A 21,756-nucleotide genomic window follows, 5' to 3' on the forward strand; every position below is an offset into this window, starting at 1 on the left:
ACCCCGCCCGCACCGCTTCGGGGCTGCGACGCTCGCTTCGGTGGGGAATACGGCCGCGAGTCCGCCGGAATGCGCGATTGTCGGTCTCCGGTGCGATCCGTCGTGGAGCCCTTCACGGTGCCGCGGCGACCGAAACGGTGGCTGTCCTGTCAACGGGACGGATATCGGTCGAACCTCGTGCTAGTTTCGATCGGCGGCAATCCCGCTCTTTTCCGGTATGCCCGCATCATCGGGCGCACACCGTGTTTTCCTCCGGTGTCGCACACCGCCGAATTCGGCATTGATTTCATCCCCCGGACACAATCACGGAGAAAAAGGGAATCAACGTGCCCCAGCCAGAGACCGAACGACCCACACAGGACAACCGAACGGTTGGACCGCGCCGCTATCTGATGTGCCGGCCGACCTACTTCGACGTCACCTATTCGATCAATCCGTGGATGGACCCGAGTGTGCCCACGTCGGCGGACACCGGTCTGGCCCAGTGGAAGCGCCTGCACGACGCCTACGTCGCACTCGGGCACGAGGTGGCGCTGATCGAACCGGTGCCCGGACTGCCCGACATGGTGTTCTCCGCGAACGGCGCCACCGTCGTGGACGGCCGGGTGCTGGTGGCCCGGTTCCGCCACCCACAGCGCGTCGACGAGTCCGCCGCCTACCTCGACTGGTTCCGCGCCGACGGCTGGGCCGAGGTCCACCAGGCCGAGTACATCAACGAGGGCGAGGGCGACTTCCTCCTGGCCGGCGGGCAACTGCTGGCCGGCAGCGGCTTCCGCAGCGATCCGCGGGCGCACGACGAGGCCCGCGAGTTCTTCGGCCTGCCCGTGCTGGGCCTGACCCTGGTCGACCCGAGGTTCTACCACCTGGACACCGCGCTGTCCGTGCTCGGCCCCGACGAGGTCATGTACTACCCGGAGGCGTTCGACGAGGCGGGCCGCCGCGCCTTGGCCGAGCGCTTCCCGGACGCGATCCTGGCCGACGAGGCCGCCGCCGCCACGTTCGGGCTCAACGCGCTCTCCGACGGCCGGCACGTACTGCTCCCGGAGCGCGCCGTCCCACTGCTCGGACCGCAGTTGCGCGAGCGCGGCTACATCCCCCAGGGGATCGACCTGACCGAACTGCTGAAGGCCGGCGGCAACACCAAGTGCTGCACGCTGGAACTGCGTCGCTGATCGACCCGTTGTCGCAACGGTGCCGGCCGGGCCGCCCGAAATGCCCGGATCCTCTCGACGGGACGGCCTTCCGGCCACGCGCCGGCACCGTCGCGGCCTCCCCCCGACACCGCGTCGCCGCCCCGGCGCCGTCGATGGCGCCGGACCGACCCGGCCGAGGCGGGCTCCCGGTTCCCCTAGGGTATTGCCAGTTCCGGGGACGGTGTGTGCGGTTCCGGGGACTCGGATCCCGACTACGGGGTGAGGAGGCCGTCGCGGATGTCCGATGTGGACACACCGGGGTCGGGCCCGCCGGGTGCCGACGACCCGCCGGGTGGCGACGAGGAGAGCAGGTTCGTCTCGATGCTCTACCGCGAGTATTCCCGACCGCTGCTCGCGGTCGTCTCGCGGTTGAACGGCGGCGACCGCCAGCGGGCGGAGGACAGCGTGCAGGAGGTGCTCGTCCGCGCCTGGCGCAATCGGGAGAAGCTGGATCCCGCCGCTCCGCTGCTGCCGTGGCTGGTCACCGTGGCCCGCCGCCTGGTCATCGACGAACAGCGGGCCCGATCGGCCCGCCCGCCGGAGGTCGGCGACGAGCCGTTGGCCACGCTGCCCACCGGCGACGAGGTCGACCGGCTGCTGCGTTCGGTCGTGGTCGGCGACGCGCTGGACGCGCTTTCCACATCGCACCGGGAAATTTTGATCGAAACCTTCTTCCGCGACCGTACTGTCAATCAGGCGGCCGACGTACTCGGCATCCCGGCCGGTACGGCGAAGTCGCGCGTGTACTACGCGCTGCGCGCCCTGCGGGTCGTCCTGGAGGAGAGGGGGGTGTCGTCATGAGCGTCCAACCCGAACACGCGGATGTCGGCGCGTATGCCCTCGGACTGCTGGAACCGGCCGACCGGGAGGCGTTCGAGGAACACCTGACCACGTGCGACCGCTGCCTGGACGAGCTGGCGGACTTCTCCGGCATGGCCACGCTGCTGACCGAGCTGCGCGACGAGGGGGTGTACGAGCTGGCGGAGGCGAGGGGTGAACCCGAGCCGGCCGGGTCGGCCGTATCCCCGCTGGAGGCGGCCCCGGCTCCGGCTCCGGCTCCGGAACCGCCGACGCTGCGGGTGGCCGCTCCGGCTCCCCCGGCCGGCTCGACTCGCTCGGACTCTTCGGCCATCTCGGCCCCCTCGGCCCCCGAGGACGAACTCGCCGCGCGCCGGGCGGCCCGCCGGACGCCGCGGCGCTCGTTGCTGGTGGCCGCGTGCGCGGCGCTTCTGGCGATCGGCCTGGGCGCCGGCGTACTGACCGGGCGGACCTGGCTCAAGGACGACTCGTCCACCGCGACCCGGGCGGTGCCGGGCGACCCGATGGCGGTGATCGCCGCGAACGGGCAGGTGGTGGGCGCGACCGGGCCGAACGGCGGCGCCGCCGCGCGGATCGCCCTGGAGAGCAAGGCGTGGGGCACCAACCTGGCGCTCGAACTGCGCAACGTCCGCGGCCCGTTGAAGTGTTCGCTGGTCGCGGTGGACAAGGCGGGGAAGGAGCAGCAGATCTCCTCCTGGATGGTGCCGCCGAAGGGCTACGGCGTCCCGGGCTCGGAGGCCCCGCTGGTGCTGCAGACCGGGACCTGGACCACGAAGGACAATCTGGCCCGCTTCGACGTACGCACGTCCGACGGGGGCACGCTGGTCAGCGTGCCGGTGTAGCGGCGGCGGTACCGGTACCGGTGCCTCGGGACAACCCGTCCCGAGGCACCGGCACTTCGGACGGGTTCTAGGCGAAGCGGCCCTGGAGCAACCAGACCCCGGGCGCGCCGGGGTCGGCGACCGGGTCACCGAGCAGGCCCCAGAATCGCTCGACCACGGCTGCCCGCGGCACGTCGGCCACGTCCATGCCCTCGGGGAAGACCGAGCTCAGCACCTCGAGCACCTCGCCGATGCGCTTGCGGCGCATCCCGATCAGCCGGGTGATGTCGGGCAGTTGCGTCTTCCACCGGCCGACCACGGCCTCGGCCAGCAGGTTCTCCAGCTCCGGGCCCACGCCCGACACTTCGGCCAGGCCCTGCATGGACAGGCCGAGCGCGCGAACCAGGAATCCGGTGCGCTCCTCGTCGGCCCGCCACTTGTTCGCCCGTTCGAGCCGGGTGTAGCCCACCTCCCGCATCCGCACCCGGTTGGCCAGTTCGGCACGGGTGAGGCCGGCCGCGATCCGGTGGTCCTGGAGGTTGGTCGGGCGGCCACCCATCAGTCGGCTCACGGGCACGACCAAGGACTTGGCGAGGGCGAGCAGTTCGGCTTCGTTCGGGCGTTCCGTACCGGCTTCCCACTGGGCCACGGTCGACGGCATCACCCGCAGCTCGTACGAAGCCAATGTCGCGGCCACACGCTCGCAGGTTAGCGCCATCACCCCCCGTGCGGAGGCGGCTGCGGACGGCGAGAAAGCCGGTGGGACATCGAGGTCATTGGGGTCGGTCACGCGGCAAGCATAGAAAGTCCGGGCCGCGACTCCGAGCCGACGCCCGGGTGTTGGGGCGGACCGACACCGACGGCGAGCCGAACCGACCGGCCATCCGGTCCGGATCGATCGACGACCGATCGGGTCCGGATCGTTCACGGACGGTACCCGGCCGCACGCGGTCGGTATGCACACTCCCCGCGACTTCGGCGAAGCACCCGAGCGACGTCCCGATCACCGTCCGTACACCCCACTCGGGCATAAGTCCGGAAAAAGTCCAACACCGTTTCGATGCGCTCCTGTTCGCCCGTCGAACCGGCCATAATTCGACGCCGAATTTCCCCCTTCCCGAATTGACTAAACATGCCGTCGCCACGATTCTTGCGTGCGGTGGCCCAGGGGTGGGGAGCCCGGTGAACAGGCCCGGGCTGCGGGGGCCGCTTTTTCGTGAGGGAGTCGTCTTTTCATGTTCCTGGCACAGCGGGGTATATCCCGCGCGGCGTCGGCGTGTGCCGTCGCCGGTCTGGCCGCCGTCGCGCTCGTCGGGTTCGCGCCCGTCGCGCAGGCGGACACGGCCGCGCTGCAATTCCGTGGGCACGTCGACCGCACGGAGGGCGCGGTCGCCCTGTCCGGCTTCCGGTGGCTGCAGCAGACCGAGTTGATGATCCTGAGCGCGGAGGGACGCCACGCCCCCCAGGTTCTCGTGTACTGCATCGACCTGGAGACGTCCGTCCACGGCGATGTCGACTACCGCGAGGGAGCGTGGGCCGACTCCTGGCTCAAGGACACCGCCAAGGTCGCGAAGATCAACTGGGTGCTGAACCACTCGTACCCCAAGATCAACGACCTCGACGCGCTCGCCAAGGCCGCCGGGCTGCCGGACAAGAAGCGCCGGCTCGACGCGCAGGAGGCGGTCGAGGCCACCCAGGCCGCGATCTGGCACTACAGCAACGGCGTGAACCTGTCCCTGTCCGGTTCGGACAACGGCGAAGACGTCGTGAAGCTGTACAAGTACCTGACGGGCGACGCCAACAAGGGCGAGGCGGCCGAGCCCGGGGCCTCCCTCGAACTGGCGCCGACCACGACCAGCGGCAAGGACGGCGACACGCCGGGCGTGGGTCCGGTCACCGTCAAGACCACCTCGACCGAGCCGGTCGCGGTCAAGCTCGACGGCACCGTCCCGACCGGCGTCTCGCTGGTCGGCAAGGACGGCAACCCGCTCGGCACCGCCGGCAACGGCACCGAGTTGTACGTCAAGGTGCCGAAGAGCCAGAACCCGGGCGAGGCCCGGATCTCGGCCTCGACCAAGGCCGGCGTCAACATCGGCCGGGTGTTCCTGGCCAAGGACCGCAAGCACTCGCAGACCCTGATCGCGGCCGGTTCGCAGCCGTTCTCGGTCAGTGCCGCGGCCCAGGTCAAGTGGAGCCACCAGCCGGTTCCGGTCCCCTCGTCGGCGTACAAGGAGGACTGCGTCCAGGGCGGGGTCACCGTCACGCTGAAGAACACCGGTGACGGCCCCGCCGACTTCAAGCTCAACGGCGAGAAGGTGACCGTTGCGCCGAACTCGACCAGGACGCAGTTCGTCAAGGTCGCCGAGGACACGAACTACACCATCACCGTGACCGGTCCGGGCGGCTACGCGCAGACCTACACGGGCCGGCTCGACTGCGTCGAGACCCCGACGGTGCCGCCGACCACGACGCCGCCGACGGCTCCCGCGAGCACGACGCCGCCGGTGGTGACCACGCCGCCCGCCACCTCGAAGCCGCCGACCTCGACTGCCCCGCCGACGTCGAACACCTCCGCCCCGGCGACCACTTCGGCTCCCCCGGTCACGCCAACCATTCCGCCGAGCACGTCGGCACCGGCCACCACGGGCGCGCCCGCCACCACGGGCACACCGGCGACCTCCTCGTCCGCCCCGGTGGGCAGCGCGAGCCCGAGCGGCAGCCAGGCACCCACCAAGCCGATCGTGGAGCCCGGCACGGACAACCCGCCGATCGAGGTGCCCTGGCTCCCGGTCGCCCCTGCGGGCAGCCGCAAGGATCTGGCCAACACCGGTGGGGACGACTCCAACGTCGTCCTGATCACCGGCGTGGCCGCCGGCCTGCTGCTGGCCGGTGGAGGCGCGCTCTACCTGAACCGCCGCCGCGGCCGTCACGAGGTGTGACGCTCCACCGAGGTGATCGCACCACCACGCAAGGCAGTTGAACCGGGCGCTGTCGCAAGGTGACCCGTTCCGACGACGAAGGCCCCGCCGGTGTACCGGCGGGGCCTTCGTCGTCGCGCCAACTCCTTTTCCACACCGCTTCGAATGCAATCCCTATTTGTCGACAGCACGATTCATTTCCTGAATCACGCCACGCGAGGGCATTCGAAATCAGCCGTAGGAAGCCGCGGTTCGGACCGTCCCGAAGCGCGGGAAGATGCGCTCGACGGTGAAGTCGTGCTCGTCCGCCGCGAATCCGGACATCGCGTCGGCCACGAACTCGACCTCGTAACCGTGGTCGTCGGCCGCCCGGGCCGTGGACTCCACACCCATGGTGGTGACCAGGCCGGCCAGGACGAGCCGTTCCACGCCGCGCGCCCGCAACTGCGCGTCCAGGTCGGTCCCGTGGAACGCCCCGACGGTGTGCTTCACGATCGTCACGTCGCCGGGGCGGACCAACCCCTCCGCGAAGTCGCTTCCGGCCGGCTGCTCGGCGACGCCGGGTCGGTCCACCCGCACCAGGACCACCGGGTTCGCGTCGGCCCGGAAGACGTCGGCCAAGCGGCGACAGCGGGCGAGCACGTCCTCGCCGGAGTGCGGTGCCACCGGCAACGCGACGATGCGCGGCATGAGATCGATGAGAATCAGGGCGGTAGTCACGGTCGTGATCGTAGACACGCCGTCCGCTCGACGCCGGACCCGGGCGGCGGGCCGCCGTGACGGGCCGGCCGTCGGCCGTCGGGGCGTCGGTGCCTACCGGCCGGTGGCCAGGTTCGCGCCGCCGGTGCAGTCGGTCACCGTCCCCGTCATGAAGCCGTTGCCCACGAGCATCCGGATCACATCGGCCACTTCGTCGGCGTGGCCGACCCGGCCGACCGGGGTCGCGGCGCTGATCCCGGTGAAGAGTTCGGTGCGGGCCTCGCTCGGGATCGTGTCCCACCACGGGGTGTCGATCACACCCGGCGAGACCGCGTTGACCCGGATCGGCGCGAGTTCGACCGCCAGCGGCGGCACCATCGCCTCCAACGCGCCGTTGATCGCGGCCAGTCCGGCGGTACCGGGGAAGGCCGCCCGTGCCGACGCCGCGGTCACGAACGTCACCGAGGCGTGCGCGGCCAGCCTGGGCAGCGCCGCCTGGACGATCCGGACGAACGGCCAGAACTTGCCCGCGAAGCCGGCCGCCAGCTGCTCCAGGTCCAGGCCGGCGATCGGGCCGCTGCCGGCGGCGCCGCTCAGCGCCAGGACCAGGTGGTCGATCGGCCGGTCCGACGCCGCGAAGAACTCGGCCACCTCGGCCTGATCCGCGCCGTCGAGCCGGTATCCGGTGGTCTTGCCGCCGATGCGCTCGACGGCGGCGTCGAGCCGCGCCCGGTCGCGGCCGGTGACCACGACCTCCGCGCCGTCGGCGGCCAGCAGGGCCGCGGTCGCCTCGCCGATTCCGGAGGTGCCGCCCATGACGACGACGTGCTGACCATGCAGGGAACGGGACAGAGCCATGACGGTGCCTTGCCTTCTCTTCGTACGACCCGATGCAGACGACGGGAGGGCGCTCGCTTTACCGAGACCTTCCGTCTCGACAAAGCATTACCGAGACCGACGGTCTCGTCAAGCGGCTATGCTGATCCCATGACGAACCCCGACGACAATGACGACCCCCCGCGCCGTGCGCACACCGGTAGGCGCCGCAACGAGGACGCCCGCCGCGCGATCCTGGACGCCGTGCTCGTCCTGCTCGCCGAGTCGGGCGGCGCACCCGTGACGATCGACACCATCGCGCGCGCGGCCGGCGTCGGGAAGCAGACGATCTACCGCTGGTGGCCCTCGAAGGGCGCGGTCCTCCTCGAGGCCCTGATCGGCTTGGCGGGCGACGTTGTGTCACCACCCCGGGGCGAGACGCTGCGCGCCGATCTGACGTCCTTCGTCACCGCCACGTTCCGCGGCGCCCGGGCCGAGTCGACGGCCGCCGTACTGCGCTCGCTGGTCCGCGAGGCGGCGCGCGATCCGCATGCCGCCGACCTGGTCCGCACCTTCACCGAGACCCGCCGGGACGCGCTGCGCGCGCTGCTGGCCGGGCACCCCGACGAACTCGCGCCCGACGCCGACCTCGACCTGATCGTGGATCAGATGTACGGACTGTTCTGGTACCGCTTCCTGCTCGCCCACCGCCCCCTGTCGGACGAGGCCGCCGCCGCCCTCGGCGCGACCCTCGCCGCCCAGGCCGGAGCGGGATCCACCCGCCCCTGAGGGGTCCGGCCCCCGCGTCACCCCCGCGCGGCCGACTCCGCGAGTCGTCGGTGGGTCGCCGGTCCCTCGGCCGCCGCCGTCACGACGAGGATCGCGGCGGTCGCGCCGATCAGGCCCGCCACCGGCAGCACCCCGGCGGCGGGCAGCAGCGCCGACACCACCACGGCGGCGGCGATCCTGATCCACACCGTCGCATCGCGCGAGCCGGCGAACGCCGCGCGTACCCCCGCCCCGGCGACCAGGAACAGCACGATCCCGCCGAGCAGGCACGCGGCGGTCGCCGTGGACACGTGCCGGTCGTCGCCGCCGACGACCGTACCGATCGCCGCGCCGGTCACCGCGATGCCCAATTGGATGGGCAGATGCCCGAAGACGTACACGTCGCGCAGGATCGGGCTGGTGGCGATCTCCTCGTGGCCGCCCACCCGGGTCGCGCTCGCGTTGAAGTACATCCACCAGACGCACGCGCACAGCGCGAACGCGCTCAGCCCGATCAGCCCCGTGGACACCGCGTCGCGCCCACCGTCGGCGAGGCCGCCGGTGCAGCCGAGCACCGCCTCGCCGATCACGATGATCGTGAACAGCCCGAAACGCTCGCGCAGATGCTCCGCGTCGTGCGAGGCGGCGGCGATCCGGCGGCGGGCCAGGAACGGCAGCGACAACTCGCCGACCATCGCGACCGCCCAGAGTCCGTAGCGCACCGAGTCCCGAGGCACCAGCAGACCGAGGACCCACACCGAACCGGTCAGCGTCGACATCGTGCCGAACGAGCGCAGGATCGGCCGAAAGCTCGGGTCGGATCGAGCACCCCAGGCGTACGAGAACACGATCACCCCGCGCGCGCCGAGGTATCCGGCGACGAACCCGACATTCGCCCCGGCCCCGTGTCCGACCCCGCCGACGAACACCGCCATCGCGGCCACGGCGGCCATCCCGACCATGGTGATCAACCGATGCGCGGAGTCGTCCGGATCGAAACGATTGGCCCGCACCGTGTACAACACCCAGGTCCACCACACCGGTACGAACAGCGCGGCGGCTCCCACGACCGATCCGCCCGTGGGTTGCTCCCCCACCCGGTGTACGACCTGCCCGACGGCCGCCACGAACACCAGGTCGCAGAACAACTCGAACCAGGTGGCCCGCCGCTCCCCCACCGCCTCGCTCACCCGAATCCCCCCACAAACCGGCCCGATACGCCGGCCGATCCTACGACCACCCAGTACCCGCCGGAGGCGCCGGTCGGGTGCTCTCCCGACCGGCGCCCACGCGGCGTGCGGCGTGCGTCAGGCCTGGACCAGATGCGAGCGCTGCCGACCCAGCCGGTCGATCTCCAGTTCCATCACGTCGCCCTCGGCCAGGTACGGGAACCGGCCGGACAACGCGACGCCCTGCGGCGTCCCGGTGTTGACGATGTCACCGGGCTCCAGCACCAGATACTGCGACAGGTGGTGGATCAGGTACGCCACGCCGAAGATCATGTCGGCCGTGGTGGAGTCCTGCCGGGCCTCCCCGCCGACCCACGAACGCAGCCCGAGCGTCTGCGGATCGGGGACCTCGTCGGTGGTCACCAGCCACGGGCCGAGCGGGTTGAACGTCTCGCAGTTCTTGCCCTTTGACCATTGCCCGCCCGACTGCTCCAGCTGGAAGGCGCGTTCGGAGACGTCGTTGCTGATCGTGTACCCCGCGACGTGTGCCAGGGCCTCCTTCGGCGAGGCGAGGTAGCGGGCCCGGCGGCCGATCACGACGGCGAGTTCGACCTCCCAGTCGGTCTTGACCGCGCCGCGCGGGATCAACACGTCGTCGTACGGACCGACCACGGTGTGCGGCGTCTTGTAGAACAGGATGGGCGTGGTCGGCGGCTCGGCGCCGGATTCGGCCGCGTGCGCCGCGTAGTTCTGGCCGATGCACAGGACCGCGCCGGGGCGGGCCACCGGGGCGCCGACGCGCAGGCCCGCGACGTCCAGCTCCGGCAGCGTGCCCGCCGCCGCGGCCTCGCGGACCCGCTCGACGCCGTCGGAGGCGAAGAACGCGCCGTCGATGTCGGCGGTGAGCCGGCTCAGGTCGAAGTGGCGGCCGTCGGCGGCGAACAGCACGGGGCGTTCGTTGCCGGGCTCGCCTACGCGCATCAGGCGCACGGTGAACTCTCCAGATACGTATGGGTACAGGGGGATGGGGATGATGACCGGAAGCAGACCAGACCGCACACGACGGATGCCACGCGGCACACGGCAACGAACGGCTCGCCTCAGCCGACGCGGATCAGCGCCTCCGGGCCGACCTCGTGGTCGAGTGGACGACCCGTCAGATAGCGCTCCACCTCGTCGACGACGATGTCGCCTTGTCGGCGGCGACACTCGACCGTACCGGCGGCCTGATGCGGAGTCAGCAGCACGTTGGGCAATGCCCGAAACCCATGCCCGACGGGCAACGGCTCGGCGTCGTACACATCCAGCGCGGCATCGATCCGCCCGGTACGCAACGCGGCCAGCAACGCGTCCTCGTCGACCAGCCACGAACGCGCCGTATTCACCAGCCCGGCGCCGTCCGCCAGGAGGGCCAACTCGCGGGCGCCGATCAGGTGTCGCGTCTCCGGCAACGACGGCGCGTGCAGCGCGACGATCCGGCTCGTGGCCAACAACCGGTCCAGCGGGACGAGTTCGGCCCCGATCCGGGCCGCTGCCGGCGCGCTCAGGGTGGGGTCGGCGACCTGCACCCGAGCACCGAGGGCGCGCACCACCTCGATGTACGCCCGACCGGTGCGGGACGCACCGACCACACCGATCCGGGCGCCGAACACCTCGTGCCGCGGCGGCGCCACCGATGCCTCGGCCCATTCCCGTCCGCCGCGCAGCGCGTGGTCGTAGCGATGGGTCCGGTGCAGCAGCGCGAGCGTGAAGGCCAGGGCGACCTCGGCCACCGACCGCGCCATGCCCTGCCCGGCCTGGGTGACTCGCACGCCGCGCGCGAAGGCGTCGGCGCCGACGTACGGGGCAATCGCGGCGCCGGTGTGCGCGAGCAGCCCCACCCGGGGCGCCGCCGCGAGCAGTTCGCCGGTCAACCGCGGCATGCCCCAGGAGGACACCACCACGTCCGCCCGCGCGAACGCCGCCCGCAGGGCCGGGAGATCCCGGGGATCGTCCACGACCACGATCCGCCCGACACCCCGCAGCCGTTCGGTCAGCGCGCCGACGTGGGGTTCACCCGAACCGCCGGCCGCCGCCTCGCCGAAGAACTCCGCCCGCAGTCCCGGCGGTACGGCGACCGCGACCACGGCCGGCCCCCCGTCCGCCCCGGGCCGGTCGAGGCGCGCCTCACCCGAGCCAGGCATCGAGGTGCTCCCGGACGAACGTGTCGTCGGTCAGCCACGGATACGCCGAGGCCACTCGATCGATCTCCGCGGCCTGCCCCGGCGACAACGTCTCGGCCGGGTCCAGGCACCAGGTCCCCGCCAACAACCCCTGCCGCCGCAGCACTTCGTGCACCCCGGCGATGCAGCCCCGGAATCCGCCGCGCACGTCGAAGACGGCCGAGTTCGCGTCGGTCAACTCCGGTGCCTGTCGCAACAGTTCGACCATCGTCGGGTGATCGCCCGCGCGCGCCCGGCGGACCCGTTCGAGCAGGGTGACCGCCGTCGACGTCCACACCGCCCACTGGCCGAGCAGCCCGCCGGCGAACCAGCGGGGCCGGTCGCCGGCCCGATACGGGGTCAGCAGGTCGGTGATGATCGCGTCGTCGTTGCCGGTGTACAGCGCGACCTCGCCCGCCCGGTCCGCCGACGCGATCGCGCCGAGCACGTCGGCGGTCCGGTAACGGTCGAACGGCGCTATCTTGATCGCCGCCACCGACGGGATGTCGGCGAACGCGCGCCAGAACCCCGGAGTCAGGAACCGCCCGCCCACCGCGTCCTGGAGGTAGAAGCCGATCACCGGCAACACCTCGCCGACCGCGCGGGCCCGGTCCAGCAGCCCCTGCTCGTCGGCGCCCGGCACCGCCGGGCTCAGCAGCACCGCGTCGTAGCCGAGCGAGGCGGCGAGTTCGGCCTCGGCCACCGCCTGCGCGGTATAGCCGCACGCGCCGGCCACCCGCACCACCGGCCGCCCCGCCTCGCGCGCCACGGTCTCGGCGGCCAGTTCGAGCACCGGCCGCAGCAGCCCGACCTCGGGCTTGCGGATCTCGAACTGCGTGGTGTGCACGCCGACCGCGATGCCGCCCGCGCCGGACGCGAGGTAGTACCGGGTCAGCGCCCGCTGCCGCCGCTCGTCGAACCGCCCCTCGGCGTCCAACGCGAGCGGATGCGCGGGAATCACCGTGCCCGAAAGCAGCAGCTCGATCGGCGAGTCGATCGGCGAGTCGGGAGCACTCGACGCGGCCGTATCGGAGTTGATCACGTTGTGCCTCAGAACTTTCCGTCGCGGACCTGGAACTTGGTGGCCTTCCCGGACAGCGGATGACCGCGCCGGATCCAATCCGCCTGCCAGGCCACGAGCGTGCGCAGGGGGACGTCGGGATAGCCGAACAGCTCGTGGCAGCGGCTCGCGTCCGACAGCAGCGCACTGCCCGACTCGACGCCCGCCGCCACCGCTTCCCGCCCGAACTCCGCACCGAACAGGGCCGCGAGGCGTCGCACCGACGCGGTCTCCGGACCGGTGAGGTTGATCGTGAACGGTACCGCCGCCGCGTGCCCGAGGCAGCGCAGCGCGACCTCGTTCGCGTATCCCTGCCACACCACGTTGGCCTGACCCGTCGTCACATCCACCGGCTCGCCCGCGTACACCGCCGCCGCGATGTCGGCGAGCACCCCGTACCGCAGATCCACCGCGTAGTTGAGCCGGATCAGCGCCACCCGGGTACCCCGAGTGCTCGCCGCGTGCGCGAACACCCGTTCCCGGCCCAGGCACGACATCGCGTACTCGCCGACCGGCCCCACCGGGTCGCTCTCCACGCTGCCCCCGGAGCCGACCGCGACCAGCGGATACACATTGCCCGTCGAGAACGCCGCGATCCGCGCGGCCGGGTAGCGGCGCGCGACCCGGTCCGGCAGCGCCGCGTTCACCGCCCACGCGTGCTCCGGCGCGCCGGCCGAGCCGAACTTGGCGCCGACCATGAACACCACGTTGCCGGCGTCCGGCAGTTCGGCCGGGTCGCCGTCCATCAGGTCGAACGCGACAGTGCGTACACCGTCCTCCTCCAACGACCGGGCCGCCGCCGGGTCCGACCAGCGCGAGACCGCGTACACGCTCACGTCGCCGCGACCGGCCGCGTCCAGCGCCCGCCGGGCCAGTCGGCACAGGCTCGGGCCCATCTTGCCGCCGGCGCCGAGCACGACCAGGTCGCCCTCGACCCCGGCCAGGTCCGCGATCAGCCCGGCCGACGGCGTCGCGAGCAGTTCCTCCAGCGCGGCCTCACCGTCCGGGAACACCGATCCGGTCGGCCCTGCCTGCGCCGATTCCGCCATCCCTACACCATTCATGACGCGTGATCAGCTCTCAGCCCTTGATTCCGGTTGCCGCCACGCCCTCGGTGACGTAGCGCTGGCCCACCAGGTAGGCCATGAAGATGGGGACGAACGCGACCACCGAGCCCGCGAGGACCACGTTGAGCGGCACGTTCTGTTGTTGCAGCGACGCGATGCCGACGGTCAGCGTGCGCATGTCCGTGCTCTGCCCGACGATCAGCGGCCACAGGAAGTCGTTCCAGTGCCACAGGAAGACGAACGTGCCGAGCGTGGCCATGATCGGCTTGATCAGCGGCAGCACGATCCGGACGAAGATCTGGAACTCGGAGGCGCCGTCGATCTTCGCCGCCTCGAACAGCTCGTCCGGCAGCCCCTGAATGAACTGCCGCATCAGGAACACCGCCTGCGCGTTGGCCAGCGACGGCAGGATCAGACCCCAGTAGGTGTCGACGCCGTTCATCTTCGCGATCAGGACGAACGTCGGGATCATCGTCACGTGGTACGGGACCATGACCATCGACAGGAACGACCAGAACATCGCCTCGCGGCCGGGGAAACGCTTCTTGGCGAACGCATACCCGGCCAGCGCGGAGAGCAGCAGCGTGCCGAGCACGCCGACGATCGAGTAGATGAGCGTGTTGATCAGCCACTGGGGCACGTCCTGCGAGCCGAGCACGTCGCTGTACGCGCTCGTGGTCAGGTTCCACGGCAGCAGGCTGCCCGGGAACTCGACCGCGCCGGACGGCTTCAGGGACAACACGACCATCGCGTAGAACGGGAAGATCGTGGCCAGCGCCACCACGCCGAGCAGCACGCCGCGCAGTACCTTGCCGCGCCGGGTGCCGCGCAGCGCGTAGGGCACGGTGTCCTGTTCGCGTCCCACGCCGGACCGCTCGCGCCGGCGCAACCCGAGCCGGGAGCGCGGGGATTCGTCCTGCACCGCTGGCACCGACGGCGACTCGGTCACCGTACGGGCCTCGTGGGTGCCACGTGTGTCCAGGGACATGGTCACTTCTCCTTCCCGATCACCAGGCGCTGGATGACCGCGACGATGAGCGTCAGTACGAACAGGGCCAGGCCGATCGCACTGGCGTAGCCGAGGTCGAAGTACTTGAACCCGGCGTCGTAGAGCTGGAAGACCAGCGTGTAACTGGCGTTCGCCGGACCACCGCCGGTCATCACGTACACCGCGTCGAACACCTGGAAGCTGGCGGTGGTCTCGATCACGGCCAGGAAGAACAGCGCGGGCTTCAGGCTCGGCAGAATGATGTACCGGAAGCGCTGCCAGGGGCCGGCGCCGTCGGTGAGCGCGGCCTCCTCCAGCTCGCGCGGCACGTTCTGCAGGCTCGCCAGCAGGATCAGCATGCCGTAGCCGAACCGCGACCAGATGCCCACGATGGCCAGCGCCGGCACCACGAACACGTCGTCGGCGAGCCAGGATCCGGTGTGACCGCCGACCCAACCCATCGCCGTCGACCACGGGCCGTCGGTGGAGAAGATCCAGATGAACACCGTGGAGGCGAGCACCAGGCTGGTGACCACCGGCAGGAAGAAGATCGAGCGGAACAGCTTGGATCCGCGGAACGCGCGCCGGGTCAGCAGGGCCAGACCCATCGCGGCGACGACCGTGCCGGGCACGGTGATCACCGTGTAGAGCACGGTGACCTTGAGCGAGGACCAGAAGACCGGGTCGTCCCACAGCCGGGTGAAGTTGTCGAGGCCGGTGAACGTCGGCGAGTCCATCAGCGAGTAGTCGGTGAAGCCGAGCAGCACGCCGGCGATGCTGGGGCCGAAGCGGAACAGCACGAACAGCACGAAGGCGGGCAGGACGAACAGCAGCCCGATCCGGGCCTCGCGGCGTGCGTGCGGCCCGCGTCGGCGGAGCCTGCGGGGTTGTTCCGCGACTGCGGCCACGGGGACCTCCTGGGGCTGGGAAGGCGGATGGAGCACAACGGGAGGGTGGGCGGCCCGCACGGGGGTCGGGCCGCCCGGTCGGGGTCAGCGCGCGAGCAGCGCGTTCGCCGCCTTGGCCGCGTCGTTCAGCGCGTCCTTGGGGCTCTTGTTGCCGATCAGCGCGGCCTGGATCTCCGGCGCGAGCACGCCCATCACGTCCCGCGACTTCTCCTTGAGCGGGCCTGAGCTCATCACGTCGAGCGTCTTGGCCACATCCGCCTGGAGCGCGTCGCCCGGGTACGGGTCGGCGGCCGAGGTGCGGGCCGGGAAGTAGCCGTTGGACTTGACCAGGGCCAGGCTGTTCTCCGGCTTGGACACGAACGAGATCCACTTGCCCGCGGCGTCCTTGTTGGCGCCCTTGAGCATCGCGAACGAGCCGACCGTGCCGTAGCCCGCCGACTTGGCGTCCTTGAGCGGGGGCTTGACCACGATGTTGTCCTTGCCCCAGAACTTCTCCACGTCGGCCGGGGTGTTCTGCCAGGTGCAGGCGACCTTGCCCTTGGCCACCGGGGTCTGCTCCAGCTTGGGCGTGGTGGTGACCTGGTCCTTGTCCGTGTAGCCCTTCTCCACCAGGGTCTTGAGGTAGGTCAGCGCCTTGACGCCGGCCTCGGAGTTGAACGCGACCGACTTGCCGTCGGCGGCGAACACGTCCCCGCCCGCCTGCCAGAGCATCGGGTACCAGGTCAGGTTCAGCGTCTGCTGCGTGTCGCCGCTGTAGCTGGTCGCCTGGTAGCCCTTCTCCTTCAGCTTCGGCGCCAGGTCGAGCAGGTCGTCCCACGTGCTCGGGTAGTTCGTCTCGCCGATCGCGGCGAACACCCGCTTGTCGCAGATCAGCGGGTTGGCGCTCATCAGCAGCGGGGTGGCCATCGGCTTGCCGTCCACGCTCACCGAGTCCAGCGCGGCCTTGCGGAAGTCGGCCCTGTCGGCGGGCGGCATGTAGTCGTCGGCGGGCACCAGGCTGCGCGCGTACTTGGGCAGCTGGTCCGGCACCAGGTAGACCACGTCCGGGCCCTTGCCGGCCGCGATGGCCGTGGCGAGCGCGGTGTCCCGGTTGGCCCACGGGTAGGTCTCGACCTTGACCTTGTAGCCCGGGTTGGCCTTGCTGAACGCGTCGCTCAGACCGGCCCAGTACTCCTTGTTCTTCGCTTCGTCGGCGATCACCGGGTACATCCAGGTGGTGACGGTCTTGCCGCCCGAACCGGGGCCGGACGAGCCGCCGCAGGCGGCCAGGCTCACGGTGAGGGCGGTGGCGAGCACCGGGAGGGCGATCATGCGGGCGGTGCGCGGGCGGATGGTTCTTCTCATGGGGATCGCGTCTCCTGACAGCGAGATATGACGGGGTGTCAGTTCTGGGGGCCGGGCCGGCGAGGTCGAGGCGGCGGGGGTCTTCGCCCCGCGCGGGCGCTCAACTTCGCGGCACGGTCTCGGTGTTGCCGCCGAGTCGGGAGCGTTCGACGGCGAAGGCGGCGAGGTGGCTGCCGAGCGAGTCGGCGCCGTTGGAGCGGATGTGCGCGGGATCGCCGGTGGCGAGCGCCGTGACGAACGCGTCGATCAGCGCGGTGTCCCCGCCACCGTGTCCGTCCGCCGCGTTCGACCCGGACGCGCCCGCGTCGTGGGTGACCACCCGGTCGTCGGCGAAGGTGTGCACGGTGACCTTCTCGCCGTCGCCGCGCAACCAGCCGTGGCTGCCGAAGATCCGTACCTGACGATGCGTCTGCTCGGTGAACGCGGTCATCGTGAAGGTCGCGGTGATCCCGCCGGACAGCTGCATGGCCACCACCTGGTGGTCGACCACGTCGTTGTCGCAGTGGTAGACGCAGCGCCCGTACGGCCCTTCGCGCAGCGCCCGGACCAGCTCCGCCTGATCCTCGGGTCCGTGCGCGGCATCGGTGACGTGGTTGATCGGCCAGGCGTCGCCGGTCTCGCGCAGCGCCGGGAAGTACAACTTCGGTCCGGAGTAGGGGCAGTCCGGCTCCACCGCGCAGTCCAGGCAGTTGCGGGCCGAGCCCGCCGGCGCGTTCTCCGGCTTGAAGTGGGCGAGGCCGCCGAAGCTCGCCACCGTCTCGATCCGGGCGCCGGTGACGTATCCGATCCAGTCCAGGTCGTGCGAGGACTTGGCCAGGATCATCGGCGACGAATCGGCCTCGCGGCTCCACGGGCCGCGCACGTAGCTGTGCGCGTAGTGCCACCAGCCGACCGGCTCCAGCAGGTCCAGGCTGACGATCGAGCCGAGCACGCCGGAGTCCAGGACACCCTTCACCAGGTCGGTGTAGGGGGTGTATCGGAGCACGTGGCACACCGCGAACGGCACGCCGGCCGAGGTCACGCCGTCGAGGATGCGCCTGCAGTCCGCCTCGGTGGCGGCCATCGGCTTCTCGGTGAGGATCGCGTAGCCGGCCTCGGCCAACGCCAGGATCGGCTCGACGTGTTCCCGGTCCTGGGTGGCCACGATCACCGCGTCCGCGATGCGCTCGTCGAGCAGCGGTCGCCAGTCCTCGAACTGCGTGCTCGCCCCGGACGCGGTCCGGGCCGAGGCGCGCGGGTCGGCCACCGCGACCAGTTCGGCGCGGTCGGGGTGCCGGTGGATCCAATCGGTGTAGGTCAGACCCCGGTTGCCGGCGCCGACCAGCGCGAACCGTACGGGTCGGTCGGTGATGGCCGGTCGGTCGGTGCGGGCCGGCGTGGCGGTGTTCGTGGTCGAACCGGTGGCGGTCATGGTGCTTCCCGTGGTGCGAGGGCGGTGCGGATACGAGGGTGCTGCGGGCCCGGGTGCGGGCGGGTCAGATCAGCTGGTTGCCGGCCGTGTGCGCGACGCGCGGGCCCTCGTCGGGCATCGCGGTACGGGTGACGCCGTCCTCGACGCAGCCGCTGTGCAGCAGCGCGCCGGCCCCGCCGAAGGCCGCGCCGGCCAGTTCGAGTCGACCGCCGGCGAAGGTGTTGCCCGCCGCGCGGTAGCGGTTGGTGCCCTCGCCGATCAGCACGTGTGCGGTGGCGGCGTCGGCGGCGCTGGACACGCAACCGTCCAACTGCCAGCGGACCGTGCGGGCGCCGCCGGTGCGCGAGAGTAGCGCACGGGCCGCGTTGGTGCCGCCGATCCGGGTGCGCGACAGCGCCACGCTCTGCTCGCCGGTGCCCGCCAACCGCAGCCCGGTGTCCCGCAGTTCGCCGCCGGAAACGGCCAGCGCAGCGCCGGTGACGGTGACCGGTGCGGCGTTCGGCGCGCCGATCAGGGTGCACTCGGTGAGGACGAGTCGACCGGCGTTGCGCAGCGCCGCGTTGTCCAGTCCCTTGAGCGTGACCCGTTCCAGGTGCAGGTCGCCGGTCACGTTCGCCTGGGTGATCTCGGCGTCCTTGGCCAGGGTGAACGTGGAGTCGGCGATCACGTTGGCGCGTTGCGACCGGTTGGATGCCTGCGAGACGATCAGCGGCCCCGACGCGGTGCAGCCGCGGATCTGTACGCCGTCCGCGTTGACCCAGAGCATCCCGGAGCCGGACAGCGCGGGTTTGCCGATCACCTGCATGTCCTCCAGGGTCAGATCGGTGATCTTCACCCGGGCCACGAACCACGAGCACACGTGCTTGCGGACGGTGACGCGTTTGGCCACCGATCCCCACGCGGCGCCGGAGTTGGCGAACGTCATCAGGCCGGAGTTGCCGGTGTAGACGAGGTCGTGCTCGAACTGACCGTGCGTCACGAACGGGCCCTGGTCGTCGCCGTCGCCGTGACAGTTCGTCACGTAGCAGTAGGCGGAGGCGGTCAGGTCGTTGAGGTGCCGGCTGTTCGCCACGTGGCAGTCCTCGACGTGCCCGTACAGGCAGTAGATCTGCTGGGTGAGATAGCCGGCGCCGCCCCAGGTGACGCTGGCCGGGTTGCGCAGCGAGCAGGCGCGAGTGCGGTAGTGGGTGCACCAGCGGCGCATGATCACCGGCCAGAACGTGCCGACCGCGTCGACGTGTTCGACGTCGCAGTTGGTCGTGTACTCGTAGGCGATCGGGTGCGATCCGGTGTACTGGTCGCCGTCGGCGATGCCCTGGAAGACCATGTTGCGCACGTGCGCCCGGTCCACCGGTTCGATCCGGGTCCAGGTGAAGGTGCGGCCGGCGGCGAGGTCCCACCCGATCTTGTAGCCGACCCGGATGTGTGTGGCGTCGACGAGTTGGGTGATCTCGACCAGGCGCTGCACCTCCTGCTCGTACTTGCCCTTGCCGGGCTCGGGATCGATGGTGACCGCCCACCAGTCGCCGACCTTGAACGCCGCGCTGTCCGGCACCTCGAACACGTCCGCGAGGTCCGGCATCGGCTGGGACAGCCTGGCCTTGACCACGGTGTCGGTGACCTTGCCCTTGAAGTACAGGACGGCGCCGAACGGGTTGTCGTGGGTGTTCTTCTCGATGCCGGTGGTGCGCACGGTGTGGCCGCCGAAGTCGAGCACGATGCGCGAGCGGGCGAAGGTGTGCCGTTTGACGAAGAGCAGGTCGCTGTGCGCCTCGACACGATGGATGTACGGATCGTTCACCATCGCGTCCAACGCGGCATCCGCCGGGACCTTGTCGTCGAGGATGCCGAACCGGCGGAAATCCATCACGCCGTCGTGCACCTGGATCCACCGACCCTCCCGCCCCGCGGCGGGATCGGCGAGAACGGTGCCCCCGTTGACCGAAAGCCTCGACCGCGGGTCCCAGCGCACCACCATCGCGCCACCGTCGCCCGCCGCGTGATAGCCGGCCACCAACACCATCGCATCGGCCTCGAGGGGCCTGACGTTCATCCGCAACAACGCGGCCACATTCGGCACACTCATCGACACATCACGCGAACCGACACCATGCCGATCGTCGTCCGGTGAAGCCGAGGCAGAACCCACCGCAGCCGTACCGGCGAGCAACAACCCGCCGAGACCGCCGGCGGCCAGCAGCCGACGGCGCGACGACCCGGGAGCGGGGGCCGACGGCGTGGCGGTGGAGGTGGAAGGAGTGGGGGACGTGCTCATCGGGGAACCTCGGCCTTCGACGGAGGATGCTTCCCGTGGCGCGTGCCGATGACGTCGTTTCCCGACCGGGGAGGGAAACGCGCGGCGGATGGCATGGGGTGGGCTGCGCGGCCGTGGTGACGGACCGTCAACCCGGGGCCGGCGATCGGGCACGATTCGTGGCAGCGAACGTGCGGGCCCTGATGAGTCCAGGAACGTAGGCCCGGACATCGATCCTGGTCAAGCCCTCCTGGCCGACTTTCATCGTCCGTAATCGCGGGAACACGAAGGGGTCGCGACGGATTGTTCCGCCACGACCCCTTCGCCCGGTTGTTCACCCACCGGTTTCAGCCGGCGCCGATGTCGCCTTCGCCACTCTCCGTGCTGCCCAGCTCGCGGCTGACCCGCAGTGCTCCGGCCCGTACCTGGCGGCCCAGTTCCTGGAATCGCCAACCGGGCAGGTCGAGCTTGAGGCCGGTGATGCTGATCGCGCCCACACACTTGTCGCGGTGGTCGCGGACCGGGCTGCCGATGCAGAAGATCCCGTCCGCGTCCTCCTCGTCGTCGAGTGCGTAGCCGGTCGCCCGCACGTCGCGCAGGTGGGCGATCAGGGTCTCGGTGTCGGTGATCGTGTGCGAGGTGCGCCGGGGCAGCCCGGAGCGGTGGATCACCTCGCGCGCCTCGGCCTCCGGCAGCGCGGACAGGATCGCCTTGCCCAATCCGGTGCAGTGCGGCAGCTCCCGCACCCCCATGCGCAGGTCCAGGCGGACCCGCTGCTCTATGCCGACCTGGTCGACCACCACCGCGAGCCCGCCCTCGGGCACCGCGAAGCGGGCAGCCATGCCGGTCTGCCGGGTCAGCTCGGCCAGCACCGGGCGGGCCACGTCGCGCAGCGACACCTGGGCCTGGGCCCGGTCGCCGAGTCGGGCCAGGCCCATCCCGAGCCGGTAGCGCCGATTCATCCCCTCGCCGTCGTCGGATACGAGGCCGTAGCCGCGCAGGGTCTGGAGCAGTCCGAAGGTCGCGCTCTTCGAGATCCCGCAGGCCTGACCGACCTCCGTGACGCTCATGCCGTCCCCCGGACCACGTGCGGAGAGCACTTCGAGGATGTCCGCGGCCCGGGCGACGGATTTCACCCAGTACTTCGACTCCTCGACATTCTCGTTAACGCTGTTCGACATAGCAGAACACTTTACCGGTCCAGACCTCTTGACTGCTTTGTACATCCAAATGTAGAGTCCTGCACTGTTCGGCTCTGTCGAACAGTGTTCAGAAAACGAAAATGCACCACCTGCGACGCGTGCCGAAGGCGGATGGCGC

At 70.8% G+C, this 21,756-nt stretch carries 19 protein-coding genes; 5 read left to right on the top strand and 14 right to left on the bottom strand.

The window, feature by feature from the left end; genetic code table 11:
- Positions 1 to 326 precede the first annotated feature (326 nt).
- The 3 genes from ddaH to ACMXN5_RS05565 all read left to right on the top strand — a co-directional run bounded on the left by ddaH (position 327) and on the right by ACMXN5_RS05565 (position 2,854).
- Positions 327 to 1,172 (top strand): dimethylargininase, encoded by an 846-nt coding sequence (gene ddaH, locus ACMXN5_RS05555; RefSeq protein WP_439674281.1) that lies wholly within the window; start codon positions 327 to 329, stop codon positions 1,170 to 1,172.
- 258 nt (positions 1,173 to 1,430) lie between these two features.
- Entirely contained in the window at positions 1,431 to 1,994 is a 564-nt protein-coding gene (locus tag ACMXN5_RS05560) for a sigma-70 family RNA polymerase sigma factor (protein ID WP_439674282.1), read from the top strand.
- Positions 1,991 to 2,854: an anti-sigma factor family protein gene (locus ACMXN5_RS05565; RefSeq protein ID WP_439674283.1), complete on the top strand. Its 864-nt coding sequence runs from the start codon at positions 1,991 to 1,993 to the stop codon at positions 2,852 to 2,854. Before ACMXN5_RS05560 ends, ACMXN5_RS05565 begins: the two co-directional genes overlap by 4 nt.
- A 67-nt stretch (positions 2,855 to 2,921) precedes the next feature.
- Here the strand turns inward: ACMXN5_RS05565 and ACMXN5_RS05570 are convergent, their stop codons facing one another.
- Positions 2,922 to 3,530 carry a hypothetical protein gene (locus ACMXN5_RS05570; RefSeq protein ID WP_395786229.1) on the bottom strand — a complete coding sequence of 203 codons (609 nt, stop codon included), beginning with the start codon at positions 3,528 to 3,530 and terminating at the stop codon, positions 2,922 to 2,924.
- 538 nt (positions 3,531 to 4,068) lie between these two features.
- On the opposite strand from ACMXN5_RS05570, the gene ACMXN5_RS05575 reads away from it, so the two are divergent.
- Positions 4,069 to 5,772 carry a Cys-Gln thioester bond-forming surface protein gene (locus ACMXN5_RS05575; protein WP_439674284.1) on the top strand — a complete coding sequence of 568 codons (1,704 nt, stop codon included), beginning with the start codon at positions 4,069 to 4,071 and terminating at the stop codon, positions 5,770 to 5,772.
- Positions 5,773 to 5,982: 210 nt separating this feature from the next.
- On the opposite strand, the gene ACMXN5_RS05580 is transcribed toward ACMXN5_RS05575, so the two are convergent.
- Positions 5,983 to 6,471: an isochorismatase family protein gene (locus ACMXN5_RS05580; RefSeq protein WP_439674285.1), complete on the bottom strand. Its 489-nt coding sequence runs from the start codon at positions 6,469 to 6,471 to the stop codon at positions 5,983 to 5,985.
- Positions 6,472 to 6,564: 93 nt separating this feature from the next.
- Positions 6,565 to 7,308, bottom strand: a complete 744-nt coding sequence (locus ACMXN5_RS05585) for an SDR family oxidoreductase (protein ID WP_439674286.1) — start codon at positions 7,306 to 7,308, stop codon at positions 6,565 to 6,567.
- A gap of 129 nt (positions 7,309 to 7,437) precedes the next feature.
- Here ACMXN5_RS05585 and ACMXN5_RS05590 point away from each other — a divergent pair, with 129 nt between their 5' ends.
- The gene (locus ACMXN5_RS05590) at positions 7,438 to 8,055 is read left to right on the top strand and encodes a TetR/AcrR family transcriptional regulator (protein WP_439674287.1); all 618 of its coding nucleotides are present in this window, start codon (positions 7,438 to 7,440) and stop codon (positions 8,053 to 8,055) included.
- Positions 8,056 to 8,072: 17 nt separating this feature from the next.
- Here ACMXN5_RS05590 and ACMXN5_RS05595 read toward each other — a convergent pair whose 3' ends face one another.
- The 11 genes from ACMXN5_RS05595 to ACMXN5_RS05645 form a co-directional block, all read right to left on the bottom strand.
- Positions 8,073 to 9,224 carry a low temperature requirement protein A gene (locus tag ACMXN5_RS05595; protein WP_439674288.1) on the bottom strand — a complete coding sequence of 384 codons (1,152 nt, stop codon included), beginning with the start codon at positions 9,222 to 9,224 and terminating at the stop codon, positions 8,073 to 8,075.
- A gap of 117 nt (positions 9,225 to 9,341) precedes the next feature.
- Positions 9,342 to 10,193 carry a fumarylacetoacetate hydrolase family protein gene (locus ACMXN5_RS05600; RefSeq protein WP_395786217.1) on the bottom strand — a complete coding sequence of 284 codons (852 nt, stop codon included), beginning with the start codon at positions 10,191 to 10,193 and terminating at the stop codon, positions 9,342 to 9,344.
- Positions 10,194 to 10,303: 110 nt separating this feature from the next.
- Entirely contained in the window at positions 10,304 to 11,386 is a 1,083-nt protein-coding gene (locus ACMXN5_RS05605; RefSeq protein WP_439674289.1) for a hydroxyacid dehydrogenase, read from the bottom strand.
- Positions 11,370 to 12,401 (bottom strand): dihydrodipicolinate synthase family protein, encoded by a 1,032-nt coding sequence (locus ACMXN5_RS05610; protein WP_439677954.1) that lies wholly within the window; start codon positions 12,399 to 12,401, stop codon positions 11,370 to 11,372. Before ACMXN5_RS05610 ends, ACMXN5_RS05605 begins: the two co-directional genes overlap by 17 nt.
- 53 nt (positions 12,402 to 12,454) lie before the next feature.
- A complete protein-coding gene (locus ACMXN5_RS05615; RefSeq protein WP_439674290.1) occupies positions 12,455 to 13,513 on the bottom strand; it encodes an NAD-dependent epimerase/dehydratase family protein in 1,059 nt (352 codons plus the stop codon).
- Between the two features lie 31 nt (positions 13,514 to 13,544).
- Complete coding sequence (locus ACMXN5_RS05620) at positions 13,545 to 14,519, bottom strand: carbohydrate ABC transporter permease (protein ID WP_439674291.1); 975 nt, start codon at positions 14,517 to 14,519, stop codon at positions 13,545 to 13,547.
- A 2-nt stretch (positions 14,520 to 14,521) separates the two neighbouring features.
- Entirely contained in the window at positions 14,522 to 15,427 is a 906-nt protein-coding gene (locus ACMXN5_RS05625; RefSeq protein WP_439674292.1) for a carbohydrate ABC transporter permease, read from the bottom strand.
- Positions 15,428 to 15,511: 84 nt separating this feature from the next.
- Positions 15,512 to 16,771 (bottom strand): ABC transporter substrate-binding protein, encoded by a 1,260-nt coding sequence (locus ACMXN5_RS05630; protein WP_439674293.1) that lies wholly within the window; start codon positions 16,769 to 16,771, stop codon positions 15,512 to 15,514.
- Positions 16,772 to 16,871: 100 nt separating this feature from the next.
- On the bottom strand, positions 16,872 to 18,182 hold the full coding sequence (locus ACMXN5_RS05635) for a Gfo/Idh/MocA family protein (protein WP_439674294.1): 1,311 nt from the start codon (positions 18,180 to 18,182) through the stop codon (positions 16,872 to 16,874).
- Positions 18,183 to 18,246: 64 nt separating this feature from the next.
- On the bottom strand, positions 18,247 to 20,049 hold the full coding sequence (locus ACMXN5_RS05640; RefSeq protein WP_439677955.1) for a peptidase C14: 1,803 nt from the start codon (positions 20,047 to 20,049) through the stop codon (positions 18,247 to 18,249).
- 734 nt (positions 20,050 to 20,783) lie between these two features.
- Positions 20,784 to 21,617 (bottom strand): IclR family transcriptional regulator, encoded by an 834-nt coding sequence (locus ACMXN5_RS05645; protein ID WP_379998278.1) that lies wholly within the window; start codon positions 21,615 to 21,617, stop codon positions 20,784 to 20,786.
- Positions 21,618 to 21,756: the final 139 nt, after the last annotated feature.

This window comes from Embleya australiensis, assembly GCF_051903075.1.
Classification (GTDB): Bacteria; Actinomycetota; Actinomycetes; order Streptomycetales; family Streptomycetaceae; genus Embleya.

Coding starts and splice junctions, on each gene's coding strand:
- ACMXN5_RS05585 (WP_439674286.1), bottom strand. CDS start 7,308: ATGGCTCTGTCCCGTTCCCTGCATGGTCAGCACGTCGTCGTCATGGGC.
- ACMXN5_RS05590 (WP_439674287.1), top strand. CDS start 7,438: ATGACGAACCCCGACGACAATGACGACCCCCCGCGCCGTGCGCACACC.
- ACMXN5_RS05605 (WP_439674289.1), bottom strand. CDS start 11,386: ATGCCTGGCTCGGGTGAGGCGCGCCTCGACCGGCCCGGGGCGGACGGG.
- ACMXN5_RS05635 (WP_439674294.1), bottom strand. CDS start 18,182: ATGACCGCCACCGGTTCGACCACGAACACCGCCACGCCGGCCCGCACC.
- ACMXN5_RS05645 (WP_379998278.1), bottom strand. CDS start 21,617: ATGTCGAACAGCGTTAACGAGAATGTCGAGGAGTCGAAGTACTGGGTG.
- ACMXN5_RS05575 (WP_439674284.1), top strand. CDS start 4,069: ATGTTCCTGGCACAGCGGGGTATATCCCGCGCGGCGTCGGCGTGTGCC.
- ACMXN5_RS05640 (WP_439677955.1), bottom strand. CDS start 20,049: ATGGATTTCCGCCGGTTCGGCATCCTCGACGACAAGGTCCCGGCGGAT.
- ACMXN5_RS05560 (WP_439674282.1), top strand. CDS start 1,431: ATGTCCGATGTGGACACACCGGGGTCGGGCCCGCCGGGTGCCGACGAC.
- ACMXN5_RS05565 (WP_439674283.1), top strand. CDS start 1,991: ATGAGCGTCCAACCCGAACACGCGGATGTCGGCGCGTATGCCCTCGGA.
- ACMXN5_RS05630 (WP_439674293.1), bottom strand. CDS start 16,771: ATGAGAAGAACCATCCGCCCGCGCACCGCCCGCATGATCGCCCTCCCG.
- ACMXN5_RS05615 (WP_439674290.1), bottom strand. CDS start 13,513: ATGGCGGAATCGGCGCAGGCAGGGCCGACCGGATCGGTGTTCCCGGAC.
- ACMXN5_RS05620 (WP_439674291.1), bottom strand. CDS start 14,519: ATGTCCCTGGACACACGTGGCACCCACGAGGCCCGTACGGTGACCGAG.